Raw genomic sequence first — 17,170 nt, forward strand, 5'->3', positions numbered from 1 at the left:
GCTTGATCGCTCCAGCGCGGCGTATATACTCCTATGTATATACGCCTCGAGGAGACGTCCATGGCCGAAGCCCGCGTGTTCAAGTCCGGTAACAGCCAGGCCTTGCGCCTGCCCAAGGAATTTCGCTTCGAATCGGATCGGGTGGAAATCTTCCGCCGCGGCGACGAGATTGTCTTGCGGGAGTTGCGGCCAGATGCCGCCGATATCTTCGACACCCTGGCCGCGCTGTCATTTGCGACCCTGGAGCGGGAAGACAGCCCACCCCAGGCGCGGGAAGAGTTCTAGTGCCTGCTCGCTACCTGCTCGACACCAATATCTGTATCTACATCGCCAAGCACAATCCGCCGCAGGTCCGCGAACGCTTCGCCCGGCATGGGCGCGATGAGCTGGCGATGTCGGCGATCACCTGGGGCGAACTCTGTCATGGCGCGGCCAAGAGTCAGCAACCCGAGCGCACCCGGGCGATCCTGGAACAACTCCGACAACAGATCGCCGTGCTGGAACTGGATGCGGAATGCGCCGAGCACTATGGTGCCATCCGCGCCGAGCTGGAGCGCCAGGGCAAGATCATCGGCAACAACGACCTGTGGATCGCCGCCCATGCCCGCGCCAGGGCGCTGATCCTGGTCAGCAACAACCTGCGGGAATTCAGCCGGGTCGCCGATCTGGCCTGCGAGAACTGGACAGCGGCCGACTGAAACGGCACGGTCGGCTCTGACCTAGACACAAGGAACGCCCATGAGCCTCGACTCCGTCCGCCAGCACCTCGCCCGCATCGCTCCCGATCTCGAGATCCTCGAGGCCACCACCAGTACCGCGACCGTCACCCTGGCCGCGGCCGCCCATGGCGTGGAGCCGGGGCGGATCGCCAAGACCCTGGGGCTGAAAGTCGGGGAGCAGCAGTTGCTGCTGGTGGCTCGCGGCGATGCGCGCCTGGACAACCGCAAGCTCAAGGCCGCCTTCGGTGGCAAGGCCAAGCTGCTCGATGCCGCCACCGTGGAAGGCCTCACCGGGCATCCGGTGGGCGGCGTCTGCCCGTTCGGGCTGGCCACCCCGCTGCCGGTCTATTGCGACGAATCGCTGAAAGCCTTCGACGAGGTATTACCGGCCGCGGGTGCCATCCACAGCTGCGTGCGCCTCACCCCGGAGCGGCTGGCCGCCCTCAGCGAGGCGCGCTGGGTGGATGTCTGTGAGGTGGGCGATCAGCGCAGCTGATCGTTCTTTTCCACGTCGCGCCGATCCTTGTTCAGCACCACGCAGGCGTAGTAGCCGCCGCCGAGCAGGATGAGCGCGAGCAGGCTGAAGAGAATCATGAAGATACCATCGTCCATGGCTGCCTCCGAGGGATGCCAGAAAGGGATGGATAAAGCTTAGGCCTCCCGCCGCCCGCGTTACAGCAGCAGGTAGACACATGAAAAACCGGATCAGATGGGGCCCTGCTCGCTATAGTGACGGTCTCCCCTGCCCTGGCCCTGCATGAAGCGCTACGAAAGATTCGCCGACCAGCTCGCCACCCTCATGACCCGCGGTGTCCTCGCCCCCGGCGAGCGGCTGCCCTCGGTACGCAGCGCCAGCCAGACCCATGGCATCAGCCCCTCCACGGTGTTCCAGGCCTATTACCTGCTGGAGAGTCGCGGGCTGATCGAGGCCCGCGAGCGGTCCGGCTATTTCGTCCGCGAACCGGCCCGGGCGCGGGACGCGGCGCCGTTGCTGGCGCCTCTGGAAGGCACCGAGGTCGCGGTGAGCGACCTGGTCTATTCGGTGCTGCAGTCGCTGCAGGATCCGGACATCGTGCCCTTCGGCTCGGCCTTTCCCAGCCCTGATCTCTTTCCCCTGGCGCGCCTGGCCCGCAGCATGGCCCACGGCCTGCGCGACCTGCCCGCCCAGGACCTCACCGCCTACGTCACCCCCGGTCATCCCGAGTTGCGGCGGCAGATCGCCCGACGCTACGGCCTGGCCGGCATGCCTGAAGTCGGCGAAGAACTGGTGATTACCCACGGCGCCCTGGAGGCGCTCAACCTTGGGCTGCAGAGCCTGACCCGTCCCGGCGATCTGGTGGCGGTGGAAAGTCCGGCCTTCTACGCCAGCCTGCAGGTGCTGGAGCGGCTGCAGCTCAAGGCGGTGGAGATTCCCGTCGATGCCGAGCGCGGGCTCAACCTGGACGCCCTGGAAGAAGCCCTGAGTCGCCTGCCGATCAAGGCCTGCTGGTTCATGAGCGGCCTGCAGAATCCCACCGGGGTCAGTCTCGACGACCGCGCTCAGCAGCGCCTCTATGGCCTGCTGCAACGCCATCAGGTCCCGCTGCTGGAAGACGACGTCTATGCCGAGCTCTACAGCGGCAGCGAACCGCACCGCCCGGTCAAGCGCTTCGACCGCGACGGCCTGGTGCTGCACTGCGGCTCCTTTTCCAAGTGCCTGGCGCCCGGCTATCGCATCGGCTGGATCGCCGCCGGACGCCAGGCCGGCGCCGTCGCGCGGTTGCGGCTGATGACCACCATCACCCCCTCGATGCCGGCCCAGGCCGCCCTGGCCGACTACCTCCAGCACGGCGGCTACGATCGCCACCTGCGTCGTCTGCGCCTGAGTCTCGATCGCCAGCGCCAGGCCATGCTGACTGCGGCGCGGCGCTACTTTCCCGCCGACACCCACGTCAGCCGACCCCAGGGCGGCTACTTTCTCTGGTTCGAATTGCCCACCCGGGTGGACAGCCTGGCGCTCTACCGCCAGGCCCTGGCCGAGGGCATCAGCCTGGCGCCGGGACCGATCTTTTCCGCGCAGCAGGGCTTTCGCCACTGCATCAGACTCAATTGCGGCCATCCCTGGGATGAGCGCAGCGAGGCGGCCATGGCCAGGCTCGGCGAGTTGCTGAAGGCGTTCTAGAGGCCGCCGCGCATGCTGCCCCGCCCGCCAATGGCGGCGGGTAGCGACAGCGGCAGCAACAGGGTATCGAGCAGGGCACTGGCGGGCAGGTCCAGCACCGGCCAGGCCGGCGCCTCGGCGCCGAAACGATCCAGAGCGCAGCAGCCGCCCTGCAGGGCATAGAGATCCAGCCGGGTGCCGGCATAGACCACCGGCGCGCCGGGCTTGGCGGCATCCAGGGTACGCGCCGTGGCGCAGCCGCCGAGGGCCAGGATGGCCGTCAGCAGCAGGCCGAGGCGCGCGACGGCCCTAGGTTCTATACGAAAACTGCCTGCGCTCGGTGATGCTGCGTTAAAAATCAGCTGGAATGCCAGCCCAGTCGGAATGCTCATTTACCATTCGTAAACTCGAGCGCGAGCCCGGTCCGCTTCCTCGCTGATTTTTGCCTTGCCTGATCTTCGCTCGGCGACTTTTCGTACAGAACCTAGTCATCGTTGCCGGACAGGTGATGTTCGCCCCAGCGCGGCAGCATGTCCTGGGGGATGCCCAGGGTGTTGAGGATGCGCGCCACCACGAAGTCCACCAGGTCGTCGAGGGTCTGCGGCTGGTGGTAGAAGCCCGGCGAGGCCGGCAGGATGGTCACGCCCAGGTTGGACAGCTTGAGCATGTTTTCCAGGTGGATGCTGGAGAACGGCGACTCGCGCGGCACCAGGATCAGTTGCCGCCGCTCTTTGAGGGCCACGTCGGCGGCGCGCTCGATGAGATTGTTGCTGGCCCCGGTGGCGATGGCCGAGAGGGTGCCGGTGGAACAGGGGCAGACCACCATGGCCGCCGGAGCGCTGGAGCCGGACGCCGGCGGCGCCATCCAGTCGCTCTGGCCGAACACCCGCACCTGGCCCGGCGCCGCGCCGGTGTATTCGGTGAGAAAGGCCTGCATGGCCTGGGGCTTGGGTGGCAGCACCACGTCGGTCTCGGTGGCCATCACCAGCTGCGCGGCCTTGGAGATGAGGAAGTGCACCTCGCGCTCCTCCTGCACCAGGCAGTCCAGCAGGCGCAGGCCGTACTGGGAGCCGGAGGCGCCGGTCAGCGCCAGGGTGATGCGTTCCGGGCCGGCCATCATGCCTGCTCCAGGGCGGCGGCCAGCTTGCCGTGCAGGCCGCCGAAGCCGCCGTTGCTCATGATCACCACGTGGGTGGGGCCGTCCAGCTCGGCCTGGACCCGGGTGATGATCGCCTCCAGGGAATCGCAGACCACGGCCGGTACGGCGCAGGCCTCGGCGGTGCCGGCCAGGTCCCAGCCCAGCTTCGGCGGGGCGTACCAGATGACGCTGTCGGCGCCGGTGACGCTGGCCGGCAGGCCGTCACGGTGGGCGCCCAGCTTCATGGAATTGGAGCGCGGCTCGATGACGGCGATGATCCGCTCGCTGCCGACCCGGGCACGCAGGCCCTGCAGGGTGGTGGCGATGGCGGTGGGATGATGGGCGAAGTCGTCGTAGACGGTCACGCCGCGCACCTCGGCGACCTTTTCCATGCGCCGCTTCACGCTGCGGAATTCGCTCAGAGCGGCGACACCCAGGCTCGGCACCACGCCGACATGACGAGCCGCGGCCAGGGTGGCCAGGGCATTGGCCACGTTGTGCTGGCCGGTCAGTTCCCAGTTCACCGTGCCCTGCACCGCGCCGTCGAACAGCACCTCGAAGCGCGAGCCGTCCTCGGCCAGCAGGCGGGCCTGCCACTGGCCACCTGCGCCAGTGGTCTGCACCGGGGTCCAGCAGCCCATCTCCAGCACCCGCACCAGGGCCGTTTCGGCGGTGGGGTGGATGATCAGGCCGCTGCTGGGGATGGTCCGCACCAGATGGTGGAACTGCCGCTCGATGGCCGCCAGATCCGGGAAGATGTCCGCGTGATCGTATTCCAGGTTGTTGAGGATGGTGGTCCGCGGCCGGTAGTGGACGAACTTGGATCTCTTGTCGAAGAAGGCGCTGTCGTATTCGTCGGCTTCCACCACGAAGAAGGGCGTGCCGCCCAGGCGCGCCGAGATGCCGAAATTCTGCGGCACCCCGCCGATGAGAAAGCCCGGACTCATGCCGGCGTGCTCCAGCACCCAGGCCAGCATGCTGGTGGTGGTGGTCTTGCCATGGGTGCCGGCGACCGCCAGCACCCAGCGGCCCTGCAGGACGTGCTCGGCCAGCCACTGGGGGCCGGAGACATAGGGCAGGCCCTTATCCAGCACGTATTCCACCGCCGGATTGCCGCGCGACAGGGCGTTGCCGATCACCACCAGGTCCGGCGCCGGATCCAGTTGGGCCGGATCGTAGCCCTGGGTCAGCTCGATGCCCTGGGCTTCCAGCTGGGTGCTCATGGGCGGATAGACGTTGGCGTCGGAGCCGGTCACGCGATGGCCGGCTTCCTTGGCCAGCACCGCGAGCGACCCCATGAAGGTGCCGCAGATACCGAGGATGTGGATGTGCATGACAGGCGGGCTCCGCTGCAGATTGAACGGCGGCAAGGTTAGCACGGGGGGCCGCGCCGCCGGAGCGATGGCCGTCGCGGATACCCGGCGCTGCGCCGGCCCCGGATGGCAGGATTTCGACTAGAGTGCGCAAGGCATCCCTGGCTTTGCGGATGCCCAAGTAGCCGTGGCTCCGTTCGCCCTGATAACAAGCACAAGAGGTCGACCATGCTGAAACACCTGCTGATCACCGCTGCAACTCTCTCCTTCGCCAGCCTGGCCCTGGCCGCCGCGCCGACCAAGGTCGCCGACACCGCCCTGGGCAAGGTGCTCGTCGACGGCAAGGGCATGACGCTCTACACCTTCGCCAAGGACAGCGCGGGCAAGTCCGCCTGCAACGGTCCCTGTGCCCAGAACTGGCCGCCCCTGAAGGCCGACGCCGGTGCCAAGGCGGCCGATGGCTACAGCCTGGTGACCCGCGACGACGGCAGCCAGCAATGGGCCTACCAGGGCAAGCCGCTGTATACCTGGGTCAAGGACAGCAAGCCGGGCGATACCACCGGGGATGGCGTCAATCAGGTCTGGCACGTGGCCAAGCCCTGATGCCGGGGCGCTGTCTGCCCCGTGCGGGCAGCGCCTTATCCAGCCAATGGTTTAATATTTCATAATCATTCATTTTTAATGATAAGCGAGCAGGCTTAGCCTGAGGGCCTTCCCTTTCAGGAGCCCGGCCATGCCGTTTTTCACCGCTGTCCCAGCGCAGGCCCTCAGACCCTTCAGGCAGCTCGACCGCCCCCTGGAGGTCATCCGCCAGTTCACCCCCAACTGGTTCGCCGTGACCATGGGCACTGGCGTGTTGGCCCTCGCTCTGGCCGCCTTTCCCTGGCAGCTTCCTGGGTTGCACGCCCTCGCCGAGGGGCTCTGGCTGCTCGCTGTGTTGCTGTTCGGCCTGTTCACCGGGCTCTATGCCGCGCGCTGGCTGCTGTTCTTCGACGAGGCCCGCGAGATCTTCGCCCACGCCACCGTCTCGATGTCTATCGGTACCATCCCCATGGGCCTGGCCACGCTGATCAACGGCCTGCTGCTGTTCGGCCTGCCGCGCTGGGGCGCGGCGGTGCTGCCCCTGGCACTCGGCCTCTGGTGGCTGGATGTGGCCATGGCACTGGCTTGCGGGGTGCTGATCCCCTATCTGATGTTTACTCGCCAGGCGCATCGCATCGACCAGATGACCGCCGTCTGGCTGTTGCCGGTGGTAGCCGCGGAGGTGGCGGCGGCCAGTGGTGGCCTGCTGCTGCCGCATCTGGCGGCCGGCGAGCAATTCACCGTACTCGTCGCCAGCTATGTGCTCTGGGCCTATTCGGTGCCGGTCGCCCTCAGCCTGCTGGTGATCCTGCTGCTGCGCCTGGCGCTGCACAGGCTGCCGCCGGCCAGTATGGCGGCGTCGAGCTGGCTGGCGCTGGGTCCGATCGCCACCGGTGCCCTGGGTCTCCTGGTACTGGGCAGCGCGGCGCCCGCGGTGTTCGCCGCCCATGGCCTGGCCGGCATTGGCGAGATCGCCCGGGGCCTGGGCCTGCTGGGCGCGCTGCTGCTCTGGGGCCTGGGACTCTGGTGGCTGGCGCTGGCGGTGCTGGTGACCCAGCGTCAGGCCCGCGAGGGCATGCCCTTCAACCTGGGCTGGTGGGGCTTCACCTTTCCCCTGGGCGTCTATGCCCTGACCACCCTGCGCCTGGGAGAGGCCCTGGCGGCACCCTTCTTCACCGGCCTGGGCGCCGCGCTGGTGGTGTTGCTGGCCCTGCTGTGGCTGCTGGTCGCCAGCCGGACACTGGCCGGAGCCTACCGGGGCGGTCTGTTCGTCTCGCCCTGCATCGCCCACCTGTGCAGGAAGGTGCGTTAGAGCTTTTTCAAAGGCTCGCGAGCTAGAGACAAACAAGGCCTAGGCGGCCCCGCGAAAATAGCTGAGGAAGCGGATCGGACTCGCGCTCGAGTTTACAAAGAGTAAATGAGCATTCCGACGGGGCTGGCCTTCCAGGCCATTTTTAACGCCGTTTGGCCGACGCGCAGCAGACTTTGAACAGGCTCTTAGTCCTGGGGGCGCTGCAGGCCGTGTTGATGCAGCCAGCGATAGAGTGTGTTGCGACTCACCCCCAGGCGCTTGGCGGCGCGGGTCATCTGCCAGTGGCAGTCGTCCAGCACCGCGCGCAGCTCCTCCCGGGCGCTGTCGACCGGCGTCGCGCTGGACGGCAGAGGCAGCCGGGCGCCACGGCAGTCGGCGGGTAGCTCGTCCAGGCCGATATGGCCGTCTTCGCTGAGGGCCACCAGGGTGCGCAGCACGGTGCGCAACTGGCGGACGTTGCCGGGCCAGGGCTGGGCCAGCAGGCAGGCGCGCGCGGCCGGATCGAGGCGGATCGACTCGCCACGCGCCTCTTCGGCCAGCAGCTGATCGAGCAGCTCGCCGCGGTCACTGCGTTCGCGCAGCGCCGGCAGGGTCACCACCAGGCCACGCAGGCGATAGTAGAGGTCTTCGCGAAAGCTGCCGGCGGCCACCAGGGCCTCCAGGTCGCGGTGACTGGCGCTGACCAGGCGCAGGTCCAGGGCACGCGGAGCACCGCCGCCGAGGGGGACCACCTGGCGCTCTTCCAGCACCCTGAGCAAGCGGGTCTGCAGCGCCAGCGGCATGTCGCCGATCTCGTCGAGAAAGAGGATGCCGCCATCGGCCTGCTGCAACTTGCCGGCCATGCCTTCCTTGCGCGCCCCGGTGAAACTGCCGCCGCGATAGCCGAACAGCTCGCTTTCGATCAGCGTCTCCGGGATGGCCGCGCAATTGAGGGCGACGAAAGCCTGGCCGGCGCGACTGCTGGCGCGGTGCAGGGCGCTGGCGAAGGCTTCCTTGCCGGTGCCGGTCTCGCCGTGCAGCAGCACCGGCACGTCGCGCTCCAGGACCTTGAGCGCGCGGGTGAAATCCCGCGCCAGGTCCGGATCGGCCAGGCAGATGCCGCTGGGCAGGGGCGCCTTGGGCACCGCCACCGGGGTGACCGGCCGTACCTGGGGACCGCGCACCAGGCCGTGGAAGCCCTGGCCCTGGCGGCCACGCAGCGCCCAGCAGGCGCTGGGTTGCGGACGGGCGCGCTCCAGCAGGTCGTCCTGCCGCAACTCGAACAGGCTCTCCATCCGCTGCCCCAGCACCGCGCTACGCGCCAGGCCCAGCAGCATCAGGGCGGTCTCGTTGGCGGCCTGGACGCGACCCTCGGCGTCGAAGGCCAGCAGTCCCTCGCTGAGCAGACCGACATAGGCCGCCTGGGCATGGAAGCGCAACAGATAGCCGTCGGCGTAGCGGTCGAGGAAGTAGCAACTCTCGATCAGCTTGGCCGAGAGATTGACCAGCGCCATGGTGTGGAACTGACCCTGGCGCGAGGCTTCCTGGCGGGCGGTGGAGACGTCCAGCACCGCCAGCAGTTCACCGGCCGGATCGAAGACCGGACTGGCCGAGCAGGTCAGCTGGGTATGGCGACTGCGAAAGTGTTCGTCGCGATGGATGGTCAGCGCCTGGCGCTCCACCACGCAGGTGCCGATGCCGTTGGTGCCCTCGCAGGCCTCGCTCCAGTCGGCGCCCAGCCACAGCCCGGCCTGCTGGAAGGTCTCGCGCTCGGCCTCGGCGGTGACGCAATCGAGGATCAGCCCGCGGGCATCGGTGAGCAGCACGGCATGGCCGGCACCGCCCAGTTGCTGGTGCAGGGCATTCATCTGCCCACGGGCGATCTGCAGGACCCGCTGCTGGCGCTGGCGGTGCTCGTCGAAGCGGGCGCGCTCCAGCACCCAGGGCGCTACCGGAGCGGCCGGGTCGAGCTGGTGTTCGTCGAGACAGCGCCGCCAGGAGCGGGCGATGGCCGGATCGCTGGCCGGGCCGTCGAGGACGGCGCCGCGAGCGAGTTCGAGCACCTGGCTGGCATGACGATCGGACGGGGTGGCGGCCATTGTTGTTGTCCTCCGCGGGGGCGTCTGCGCGGCCCCCAGCATAGGCCAAATCGGTCGGACTGGGCACTCTGTCACCCCCAGGTGACAGGCTGTCACGCCAAGGGGTGACACCTCTGTCACAGTGACAGGGAGCGGCTTTCCCCGAGACAGGCCGCAAGGCCGCAACCATGCGGGTTCGCCCGACTTGGCCCGCACCTTGCTCAAGATCGGTGCGCCGCTTCATACAAGAACAAACAGGAGACCCACCATGCGCTACGCAGCTCCCGGCACCCAAGACGCCCTGCTGACCCTGCAGGCCCGCTACGGCAACTACATCGGCGGCGAATTCGTCGCCCCGGTGAAAGGCCAGTACTTCACCAACACCTCCCCGGTGAACGGCTCGGTGATCGGTGAATTCCCCCGCTCCGACGCCGCCGACATCGAGCGCGCCCTGGACGCCGCCCATGCCGCCGCCGATGCCTGGGGCCGTACCTCGGTGCAGGAGCGCTCGCTGATCCTGCTCAAGATCGCCGACCGCATCGAACAGAATCTGGAAAAACTGGCCGTCGCCGAAACCTGGGACAACGGCAAGGCGGTGCGCGAGACGCTCAACGCCGACGTGCCCCTGGCCGCCGACCACTTCCGCTACTTCGCCGGCTGCATCCGCGCCCAGGAAGGCAGCGCCGCCGAGATCAACGACAAGACCGCCAGCTACCATTTCCACGAGCCGCTGGGCGTGGTCGGCCAGATCATCCCCTGGAACTTCCCGCTGCTGATGGCCGCCTGGAAGCTGGCCCCGGCGCTGGCCGCCGGCAACTGCGTGGTGCTCAAGCCCGCCGAGCAGACCCCGCTGTCCATCACCCTGTTCGTCGAGCTGGTCGGCGACCTGCTGCCGCCCGGCGTGCTCAACGTGGTGCAGGGCTATGGCAAGGAGGCCGGCGAGGCCCTGGCCACCAGCACCCGCATCGCCAAGATCGCCTTTACCGGCTCCACCCCGGTGGGTTCGCACATCCTCTCCTGCGCGGCCAAGAACATCATCCCGAGCACCGTGGAGCTGGGCGGCAAGTCGCCCAACATCTACTTCGAAGACATCATGCAGGCCGAGCCGAGCTTCATCGAAAAGGCTGCCGAAGGTCTCGTCCTGGGCTTCTTCAACCAGGGCGAGGTCTGCACCTGCCCCTCGCGCGCCCTGGTGCAGGAATCCATCTACGCCCCCTTCATGGAAGCGGTGATGAAGAAGATCGCCCAGATCAAGCGTGGCGATCCGCTGGACACCGACACCATGGTCGGCGCCCAAGCCTCCCAGCAGCAATTCGAGAAGATCGTCTCCTACCTGGAAATCGCCCGCGAGGAAGGCGCCGAATTCCTCACCGGCGGCAACGTCGAGAAGTTGCAGGGTGACCTGGCCAGCGGCTATTACATCCAGCCGACCCTGCTCAAGGGTCACAACAAGATGCGCGTCTTCCAGGAAGAGATCTTCGGCCCGGTGATCGGCGTCACCACCTTCAAGGACGAAGCCGAGGCCCTGGCCATCGCCAACGACACCGAGTTCGGCCTCGGCGCCGGCGTCTGGACCCGCGACATCAACCGCGCCTACCGCATGGGCCGGGGCATCAAGGCCGGTCGCGTCTGGACCAACTGCTACCACCTCTACCCCGCCCATGCCGCCTTCGGTGGCTACAAGAAATCCGGCGTCGGCCGGGAAACCCACAAGATGATGCTCGACCACTACCAGCAGACCAAGAATCTGCTGGTCAGCTACGACATCAATCCGCTGGGCTTCTTCTAAAGCGACGCCTGGATCGCGCGCCTCAGCAGGACGTCGGGGCGCGCCTCCCGCCTGACCTGGATCAACACCCCCTCCCCGTGGGTGGCCGACGCTAGACGCAACGGCCGCCCGTGGTGGACAGGTGCGTCCCGGCGCAGGCCCCGTCTGGCTTCATCCACGCATCATGCCTCCATGAGGGACTCGTCATGCCCAAAACAATGAAAGCCGCTGTCGTCACCGCCTTTGGCAAACCCCTGGAATTCCGCGAAGTCGAGGTGCCGACCCCGGGTGCCGGCCAGGTACTGGTCAAGATCGCCGCCAGCGGCGTCTGCCACACCGACCTGCACGCCGCCCAGGGCGATTGGCCGGTCAAGCCCAATCCGCCCTTCATCCCCGGCCACGAAGGCGTCGGCCATGTGGTGGCGGTGGGCGCCGGGGTCACCCACGTCAAGGAAGGCGACCGGGTCGGGGTGCCCTGGCTGTATTCCACCTGCGGCCACTGCGAGCACTGCCTGGGCGGCTGGGAGACCCTCTGCGAATCCCAGCAGAACACCGGCTACTCGGTGAACGGCGGCTTCGCCGAATACACCCTGGCCGACGCCGGCTACGTCGGCCGCCTGCCGGACAACGTCGGCTTCGTCGAGATCGCGCCCATCCTCTGCGCCGGGGTCACCGTCTACAAGGGCCTGAAGATGACCGATACCAAGCCGGGCAACTGGGTGGCGATTTCCGGCATCGGCGGGCTTGGCCACATGGCGGTGCAGTACGCCCGGGCCATGGGCCTCAACGTGGCGGCGGTGGACGTGGATGACAAGAAGCTCGACCTCGCCCGCCGGCTGGGCGCCGAGGTCACGGTCAACGCCCGCGAGCAGGATCCGGCGGCCTACCTCAAGAAGGAGATCGGCGGCGCTCACGGCGCCCTGGTCACGGCGGTCTCGCCCAAGGCCTTCGAACAGGCCATCGGCATGACCCGCCGCGGCGGCACCATCGCCCTCAATGGCCTGCCGCCGGGCGACTTCCCGCTGTCGATCTTCGACATGGTGCTCAACGGCACCACGGTGCGCGGCTCCATCGTCGGCACCCGCCTGGACCTGCAGGAGGCGCTGGACTTTGCCGGCGAGGGCAAGGTCAAGGCCACGGTGAGCGCCGAACCGCTGGAGAACATCAACGACATCTTCGCCCGCATGCACCAGGGCGGCATCGAGGGTCGGGTGGTGATCGACATGGCGCTGAGCTGAGACCTGGCTCGCCACTCCCGCGCCCATCCGGGCGCGGGACTGAACCTTTGCCCTACCCTGACCTCTGAGCGGCTGGCGTTTTTTCCCGGCGCCGATCTCGACCAGGCCACAAAATCCGGTCCCGGCTGCCTTTATAATCGCCGCCGGACCCTCGCAACCACGGTAGGCACGCCCCATGGAATTCAACCCGATCGATCTGATCCTGCACCTCGACGTCTATCTCAGCGGGTTGGTCGCCCAGTACGGCACCTGGATCTACGCCATTCTCTTCGCCGTGATCTTCTGCGAGACGGGCCTGGTGGTCATGCCCTTCCTGCCCGGCGACTCCCTGCTGTTCATCGCCGGCGCGCTCTCCGCCCTCGGCGACATGGACCCCTATCTGCTGGCCGGACTGCTGATGTTCGCCGCGGTGGCGGGCGACAGCACCAACTACCTGATCGGTCGCTTCGCCGGCGACAAGCTGTTCAGCAATCCCCATTCCAAGGTGTTCCGCCGCGACTATCTGCTGCGCACCCAGGCCTTCTACGAGCACCACGGCGGCAAGACCATCACCCTGGCGCGCTTTCTGCCCATCATCCGCACCTTCGCCCCCTTCGTGGCCGGCGTCGGCCGCATGCACTATCCCTACTTCCTGGCCTACAGCGTGCTCGGCTCGCTGCTCTGGGTCGGCGGTCTGGTGAGCCTGGGCTACTTCTTCGGCAACGTGCCCTTCATCAAGCAGAATCTCACCCTGATGGTGCTGGCCATCATCGGCATCTCCCTGCTGCCGATGATCCTCGGCCTGATCAAGAGCCGACGCGCCGCGGTCCAGAGCGGAGTCTGAGTCCTTGGGTTTCTGGCGCGCCTGGCGCGAGCGGCGCCTGCTTGCGCGGGTCGCCATCGCCGACGAGCTCTGGGCGCGCCTGCGTCAGCGCCTGCCGATCCTCGATGGCCTGACCGTCGCGGAAGACGCCTGGCTGCGCGAGCACTGCGTGCTGTTTCTCGCCGAGAAGCGCCTTACCCTGCTCCAGGGTCTGGAACTGGACGACGGCGACCGCCTCTTGCTGGCCGCCCAGGCCCTGCTGCCGCTGCTGCACCTGCCGGAAGCGGCGCTCTATCGCAATGTCCGCGAGATCGTCGTCTACCCGGACGCCTTCGTCAGTCCCCAGCGCCATCGCGACGAGGGCGGCCTGGAGCACGAATGGGACGAGGAGCGCGACGGCGAAGCCTGGGATCGCGGCCAGGTGGTGCTGGCCTGGCCCGGCATCCAGGCCAGTGGTGGCTGGGAGGCCTACAACCTGGTCATCCACGAATTCGCCCACCTCCTCGACCTGCTCGCCGGCGGCCTGTGCAACGGCCAACCACCGCTGCACCCTGGCATGCCCCAGGCGGCCTGGACCGGCGCCCTGCAGCACGCCTATGACGACCTCAATCGCCAGCTCGACGCCGATCCGGACGCCGAGACCGCGCTCGATCCCTATGCGGCGGAAAGCCCCGAGGAATTCTTCGCCGTCGCCTGCGAGTACTTCTTCAGCGCGCCCGACCTGCTCGGCGAACACTATCCGGCGGTCTATGCCCAGCTGCAGCAGCTGTTCCGCCAGGATCCGCGCCAGCGTCTCGCCGTCAGCCTGGCGAGCGTGCAACAGCCGACACCCCCGGGGTCCGAGGCTCGAACCCCGATCTGAAAGCGCCTATACTCCCGGCCACTTTTCCCAACCGACCAGAGGGACCCGTTCATGAGCTACAGCAAGATTCCCGCCGGCAAAGACCTGCCGAACGACATCTACGTCGCCATCGAGATTCCGGCCAACCACGCGCCGATCAAGTACGAGATCGACAAGGACAGCGACGCCCTCTTCGTCGACCGTTTCATGGCCACACCCATGTTCTACCCGGCCAACTACGGCTACATCCCCAACACCCTGGCCGACGATGGCGATCCCCTGGACGTGCTGGTCGTGACCCCCTACCCGGTCGCTCCCGGCGCCGTGATCCGCGCCCGTCCGGTCGGCGTGCTGCACATGACCGACGAAGCCGGCGGTGACGCCAAGCTGATCGCCGTCCCCCACGACAAGCTGAGCGTCCTGTACAAGGACGTGAAGGAATACACCGACCTGCCGGCCCTGCTGCTGGAGCAGATCAAGCACTTCTTCGAGAACTACAAGGATCTGGAGAAGGGCAAGTGGGTCAAGGTCGAGGGCTGGGGCGATGCCGACGCCGCCCGCGCCGAGATCACCAAGGCCGTGGCCGCCTACAAGGGCTGATCCACGCCGCTGTCGCAAAGCCCGGTTCGCCGGGCTTTTCTGTTTACGGACGTCACAGCGGCCACGCCGGGCTTCCTATCCGGCGGCAAAGCGACTACCCTGCATCCCTCGTCGCCATCCGCGACCCTGCGCCGATCCGCCATCTGCCGATCGCCGCCGGAGGCCCCAGGCCTCTTTCTCATCTGCCCGGCAAGGGCAACCCGGGCGGGCCGGGCTCACCAAAAATCAGCTCAACCCGCCCTCGAAAGCCGGCCACAAGCCGGCTTTTTTGCGTCTGCGATTCGAGCAGTGCTCAGCCAGGCCCAGCAGACCGACGACCGGCGCCGAGGTCTGGTGTTCGCCAGGCGGCAAGCCAGAGCCCTTCGTTGCCAGCGCAGCGACCGGCTCCTCCCGTCACACCTGGTCGCAAGAAACTCATGCGGGGCGCCCAGGGTCGACCGGGGACGAAGTTTGTCCCGAGCCACCGTCATGTCCCGTCGTCTGCGCCTGCCGCTTTATATCCTCATCGGCCTGATCGTCCTGCTGCTGTGCCTGCACCTGGCCGCGCCCTTGCTGATCCGCCATTACCTCAACGACAAGCTGGCGGACATGGGCGACTACCGCGGCCAGGTGACCGACGTGGACCTGGCCTGGTGGCGCGGCGCCTATCGCATCGAGGGGCTGGAGATCGTCAAGGTCAACGGCAAGGTGCCGGTGCCCTTTCTCAAGGCGCCCAGCATCGACATCGCGGTGAGCTGGCGCTCGTTGTGGCGGGACCATGCCATCGTCGGACGCATCCTCTTCGATCGCCCCGAACTCAACTTCGTCGACGGCGGCGCGCGCAAGGAACAGTCGCAGACCGGTGAAGGCACCGACTGGCAGGACCAGGTCGACAAGCTGATCTCCATCACCCTCGACGAGGTGCGGGTGGTCAATGGACGGGTGACCTTCCGCAACTTCAATTCCAAGCCCCAGGTGAATCTGGCGGCCACCGACGTCAACGCCAGCCTCTACAACCTGACCAACGCCGCCGACGCCCAGGGCGAACGCATCGCCCACTTCGAAGGCAAGGCCGCCGTGCTCGGCAGCGCGCCGCTGGAAGCCAGTGCCCGCTTCGATCCCTTCAAGGACTTCACCGACTTCGACTTCCGTCTGCGCGTGACCGACATCGACCTGCCCAAGCTCAACGACTTCGCCCGCGCCTATGGCAAGTTCGACTTCCGCGCCGGTAGCGGCGACGTGGTGGTGGAAGCCAAGGCGGTGGACGGCCGGCTCAGCGGCTACGTCAAACCCCTGATGAAGAACGTCGACATCTTCGACTGGCAGCAGGACGTCGAGAAGCGCAACAAGAACGCCCTGGAAAGCGCTTGGGAAGCCGTGGTCGGCACCGCCCAGACGCTGCTCAAGAACCAGCCCCGCGACCAGTTCGCCACCCGGGTGGATCTCTCCGGCAGCGTGAAGGATCAGGACATCAGCCCGCTGCAGGCTTTCTTCAATATCCTGCGCAACGCCTTCGTGCGGGCCTTCAGCGCCCGCTACGACGCGGATTGAGGTCCGGCGTCTTGTGCCCGGGCTTCGTAGCGTGGAAAACCGCGCAGCGTTTTCCACTGATAGGCCCCAGTGCCAATCGCGGCCATGGGCCGCTCCTACAGGCTCAGGTGTGACCGTAGGTACGAGGTAGGAGCGGCCCATGGCCACGATTTGGCGATACTCCAATCTCCGGAATTGACCACATTTGCGGACCGCCATGGCCGCGATCCCTCTGACTCGGTCTATCCAATGAACAACCGATACGCCGGATTCTCCGTCTCGTCCCAATAGCGATAGCCGATGGCATCCAGGGTCGCCAGCAGCTCTTCCCGCTCGGCTTGGCTGGCTTCCAACCCCGCGAACACCCGCCCGTCCGCCGCGCCGTGGTTGCGGTAGTGGAACATGCTGATGTTCCAGCGCCCGCCCAGCTTTTCGAGAAAGTCGAACAGCGCCCCGGGGCGCTCGGGGAATTCGAAGCGGAACACCTGCTCCTGGCCGACCCGCGCGGCATGACCACCCACGGTGTGGCGGATATGCAGCTTGGCCAGCTCGTTGTCGGTCAGGTCCAGCACCGGGAAACCCTGGTCGCGCAGGCCCTGGATGAGGGCGTCGCGCGGATCGCGCTGGGGATGGGTCTGGACGCCGACGAAGATATGGGCCTCTTCGCCAGTGTGGTAGCGGTAATTGAATTCGGTGATCTGCCGCCGGCCCAGGGCCTCGCAGAAGGCGCGAAAACTGCCCGGCCGTTCGGGGATGGTCACGGCGATGATGGCTTCGCGCTGCTCGCCCAGTTCGGCGCGCTCGGCCACGTGTCTCAGCCGATCGAAATTGATGTTGGCGCCGGAGTCGATGGCCACCAGCACCTGGCCGCTCGAACCTTCCCGCTCGGCGTATTTCTTGATCCCCGCCACGCCCAGGGCGCCCGAGGGCTCGGTGATGGAGCGGGTATCGTCGTAGATGTCCTTGATCGCCGCGCAGATCTCATCCGAGCTGACGGTGATGACCTCGTCGACATAACGGCGGCAGATCTCGAAGGTGTGGTGGCCGATCTGGGCCACGGCCACGCCGTCGGCGAACAGCCCCACCCGCGGCAGCACCACCCGCTCACCGGCGGCCATGGCCTGCTGCAGGCAGTTGGAATCGTCCGGTTC

The 17,170-nt window shown here is 67.2% G+C and carries 18 protein-coding genes; 12 read left to right on the forward strand and 6 right to left on the reverse strand.

Annotation, left to right across the window (positions count from 1 at the left end; genetic code table 11):
* The first annotated feature begins 60 nt into the window (after positions 1-60).
* The 3 genes from PSK12I2_RS0113705 to PSK12I2_RS0113715 are packed head-to-tail and all read left to right on the forward strand — an operon-like array spanning position 61 to position 1,215.
* Positions 61-285: an antitoxin gene (locus tag PSK12I2_RS0113705; RefSeq protein ID WP_027598858.1), complete on the forward strand. Its 225-nt coding sequence runs from the start codon at positions 61-63 to the stop codon at positions 283-285.
* A complete protein-coding gene (locus tag PSK12I2_RS0113710) occupies positions 285-698 on the forward strand; it encodes a type II toxin-antitoxin system VapC family toxin (RefSeq protein WP_027598859.1) in 414 nt (137 codons plus the stop codon). Before PSK12I2_RS0113705 ends, PSK12I2_RS0113710 begins: the two co-directional genes overlap by 1 nt.
* A 40-nt stretch (positions 699-738) precedes the next feature.
* Complete coding sequence (locus tag PSK12I2_RS0113715; protein ID WP_027598860.1) at positions 739-1,215, forward strand: YbaK/EbsC family protein; 477 nt, start codon at positions 739-741, stop codon at positions 1,213-1,215.
* On the opposite strand, the gene PSK12I2_RS25250 is transcribed toward PSK12I2_RS0113715, so the two are convergent.
* Positions 1,203-1,331, reverse strand: coding sequence for a hypothetical protein (locus tag PSK12I2_RS25250; protein WP_007161186.1), 129 nt, complete (start codon positions 1,329-1,331; stop codon positions 1,203-1,205). The genes PSK12I2_RS0113715 and PSK12I2_RS25250 overlap by 13 nt on opposite strands.
* A gap of 145 nt (positions 1,332-1,476) precedes the next feature.
* Here PSK12I2_RS25250 and PSK12I2_RS0113725 point away from each other — a divergent pair, with 145 nt between their 5' ends.
* On the forward strand, positions 1,477-2,880 hold the full coding sequence (locus PSK12I2_RS0113725) for a PLP-dependent aminotransferase family protein (protein WP_027598861.1): 1,404 nt from the start codon (positions 1,477-1,479) through the stop codon (positions 2,878-2,880).
* Here the strand turns inward: PSK12I2_RS0113725 and PSK12I2_RS0113730 are convergent.
* From PSK12I2_RS0113730 to mpl, 3 genes are all read right to left on the reverse strand, one after another.
* A complete protein-coding gene (locus PSK12I2_RS0113730; RefSeq protein WP_084222098.1) occupies positions 2,877-3,179 on the reverse strand; it encodes a YceK/YidQ family lipoprotein in 303 nt (100 codons plus the stop codon). The two genes, PSK12I2_RS0113725 and PSK12I2_RS0113730, sit on opposite strands and share 4 nt — an antisense overlap.
* A 164-nt stretch (positions 3,180-3,343) precedes the next feature.
* Positions 3,344-3,976: a flavin prenyltransferase UbiX gene (gene ubiX / locus PSK12I2_RS0113735; RefSeq protein ID WP_007161189.1), complete on the reverse strand. Its 633-nt coding sequence runs from the start codon at positions 3,974-3,976 to the stop codon at positions 3,344-3,346.
* Entirely contained in the window at positions 3,976-5,331 is a 1,356-nt protein-coding gene (gene mpl / locus PSK12I2_RS0113740) for a UDP-N-acetylmuramate:L-alanyl-gamma-D-glutamyl-meso-diaminopimelate ligase (RefSeq protein ID WP_027598863.1), read from the reverse strand. The genes ubiX and mpl overlap by 1 nt, the downstream gene beginning before the upstream one ends.
* Before the next feature lie 207 nt (positions 5,332-5,538).
* Here mpl and PSK12I2_RS0113745 point away from each other — a divergent pair, with 207 nt between their 5' ends.
* Entirely contained in the window at positions 5,539-5,913 is a 375-nt protein-coding gene (locus tag PSK12I2_RS0113745) for a hypothetical protein (protein ID WP_027598864.1), read from the forward strand.
* A gap of 130 nt (positions 5,914-6,043) precedes the next feature.
* Positions 6,044-7,204: a C4-dicarboxylate ABC transporter gene (locus tag PSK12I2_RS0113750; RefSeq protein WP_027598865.1), complete on the forward strand. Its 1,161-nt coding sequence runs from the start codon at positions 6,044-6,046 to the stop codon at positions 7,202-7,204.
* A gap of 185 nt (positions 7,205-7,389) precedes the next feature.
* Here PSK12I2_RS0113750 and PSK12I2_RS0113755 read toward each other — a convergent pair whose 3' ends face one another.
* Complete coding sequence (locus tag PSK12I2_RS0113755; protein WP_027598866.1) at positions 7,390-9,282, reverse strand: sigma-54-dependent Fis family transcriptional regulator; 1,893 nt, start codon at positions 9,280-9,282, stop codon at positions 7,390-7,392.
* A 247-nt stretch (positions 9,283-9,529) separates the two neighbouring features.
* On the opposite strand from PSK12I2_RS0113755, the gene PSK12I2_RS0113760 reads away from it, so the two are divergent.
* The 6 genes from PSK12I2_RS0113760 to PSK12I2_RS0113795 all read left to right on the forward strand — a co-directional run bounded on the left by PSK12I2_RS0113760 (position 9,530) and on the right by PSK12I2_RS0113795 (position 16,040).
* Positions 9,530-11,050: an aldehyde dehydrogenase family protein gene (locus PSK12I2_RS0113760; RefSeq protein ID WP_027598867.1), complete on the forward strand. Its 1,521-nt coding sequence runs from the start codon at positions 9,530-9,532 to the stop codon at positions 11,048-11,050.
* A 185-nt stretch (positions 11,051-11,235) separates the two neighbouring features.
* Positions 11,236-12,267, forward strand: a complete 1,032-nt coding sequence (adhP, locus tag PSK12I2_RS0113770; protein WP_027598868.1) for an alcohol dehydrogenase AdhP — start codon at positions 11,236-11,238, stop codon at positions 12,265-12,267.
* 175 nt (positions 12,268-12,442) lie between these two features.
* Positions 12,443-13,090, forward strand: coding sequence for a DedA family protein (locus tag PSK12I2_RS0113775; RefSeq protein WP_007161196.1), 648 nt, complete (start codon positions 12,443-12,445; stop codon positions 13,088-13,090).
* Between the two features lie 4 nt (positions 13,091-13,094).
* Positions 13,095-13,931 (forward strand): zinc-dependent peptidase, encoded by an 837-nt coding sequence (locus tag PSK12I2_RS0113780; RefSeq protein ID WP_027598869.1) that lies wholly within the window; start codon positions 13,095-13,097, stop codon positions 13,929-13,931.
* A gap of 51 nt (positions 13,932-13,982) precedes the next feature.
* Entirely contained in the window at positions 13,983-14,510 is a 528-nt protein-coding gene (gene ppa / locus PSK12I2_RS0113785; RefSeq protein WP_007161198.1) for an inorganic diphosphatase, read from the forward strand.
* A gap of 468 nt (positions 14,511-14,978) precedes the next feature.
* Positions 14,979-16,040 carry a DUF748 domain-containing protein gene (locus PSK12I2_RS0113795; protein ID WP_027598872.1) on the forward strand — a complete coding sequence of 354 codons (1,062 nt, stop codon included), beginning with the start codon at positions 14,979-14,981 and terminating at the stop codon, positions 16,038-16,040.
* Positions 16,041-16,261: 221 nt separating this feature from the next.
* Here PSK12I2_RS0113795 and ilvA read toward each other — a convergent pair.
* A partial coding sequence (gene ilvA / locus PSK12I2_RS0113800; protein WP_027598870.1) for a threonine ammonia-lyase, biosynthetic occupies positions 16,262-17,170 on the reverse strand: 909 nt, incomplete at its 5' end.

The sequence above is a fragment of the Pseudomonas sp. MOIL14HWK12:I2 genome (assembly GCF_000510745.1).
Taxonomy (GTDB): domain Bacteria; phylum Pseudomonadota; class Gammaproteobacteria; order Pseudomonadales; family Pseudomonadaceae; genus Chryseomonas; species Chryseomonas oryzihabitans.

Bases quoted from the DNA above. Each gene is read 5' to 3' on its own strand.
- PSK12I2_RS0113705 (WP_027598858.1), top strand. From the start codon at position 61: ATGGCCGAAGCCCGCGTGTTCAAGTCCGGTAACAGCCAGGCCTTGCGC.
- PSK12I2_RS0113715 (WP_027598860.1), top strand. From the start codon at position 739: ATGAGCCTCGACTCCGTCCGCCAGCACCTCGCCCGCATCGCTCCCGAT.
- PSK12I2_RS25250 (WP_007161186.1), bottom strand. From the start codon at position 1,331: ATGGACGATGGTATCTTCATGATTCTCTTCAGCCTGCTCGCGCTCATC.
- PSK12I2_RS0113725 (WP_027598861.1), top strand. From the start codon at position 1,477: ATGAAGCGCTACGAAAGATTCGCCGACCAGCTCGCCACCCTCATGACC.
- ubiX (WP_007161189.1), bottom strand. From the start codon at position 3,976: ATGGCCGGCCCGGAACGCATCACCCTGGCGCTGACCGGCGCCTCCGGC.
- mpl (WP_027598863.1), bottom strand. From the start codon at position 5,331: ATGCACATCCACATCCTCGGTATCTGCGGCACCTTCATGGGGTCGCTC.
- PSK12I2_RS0113745 (WP_027598864.1), top strand. From the start codon at position 5,539: ATGCTGAAACACCTGCTGATCACCGCTGCAACTCTCTCCTTCGCCAGC.
- PSK12I2_RS0113750 (WP_027598865.1), top strand. From the start codon at position 6,044: ATGCCGTTTTTCACCGCTGTCCCAGCGCAGGCCCTCAGACCCTTCAGG.
- PSK12I2_RS0113755 (WP_027598866.1), bottom strand. From the start codon at position 9,282: ATGGCCGCCACCCCGTCCGATCGTCATGCCAGCCAGGTGCTCGAACTC.
- PSK12I2_RS0113760 (WP_027598867.1), top strand. From the start codon at position 9,530: ATGCGCTACGCAGCTCCCGGCACCCAAGACGCCCTGCTGACCCTGCAG.
- adhP (WP_027598868.1), top strand. From the start codon at position 11,236: ATGCCCAAAACAATGAAAGCCGCTGTCGTCACCGCCTTTGGCAAACCC.
- PSK12I2_RS0113775 (WP_007161196.1), top strand. From the start codon at position 12,443: ATGGAATTCAACCCGATCGATCTGATCCTGCACCTCGACGTCTATCTC.
- ppa (WP_007161198.1), top strand. From the start codon at position 13,983: ATGAGCTACAGCAAGATTCCCGCCGGCAAAGACCTGCCGAACGACATC.
- PSK12I2_RS0113795 (WP_027598872.1), top strand. From the start codon at position 14,979: ATGTCCCGTCGTCTGCGCCTGCCGCTTTATATCCTCATCGGCCTGATC.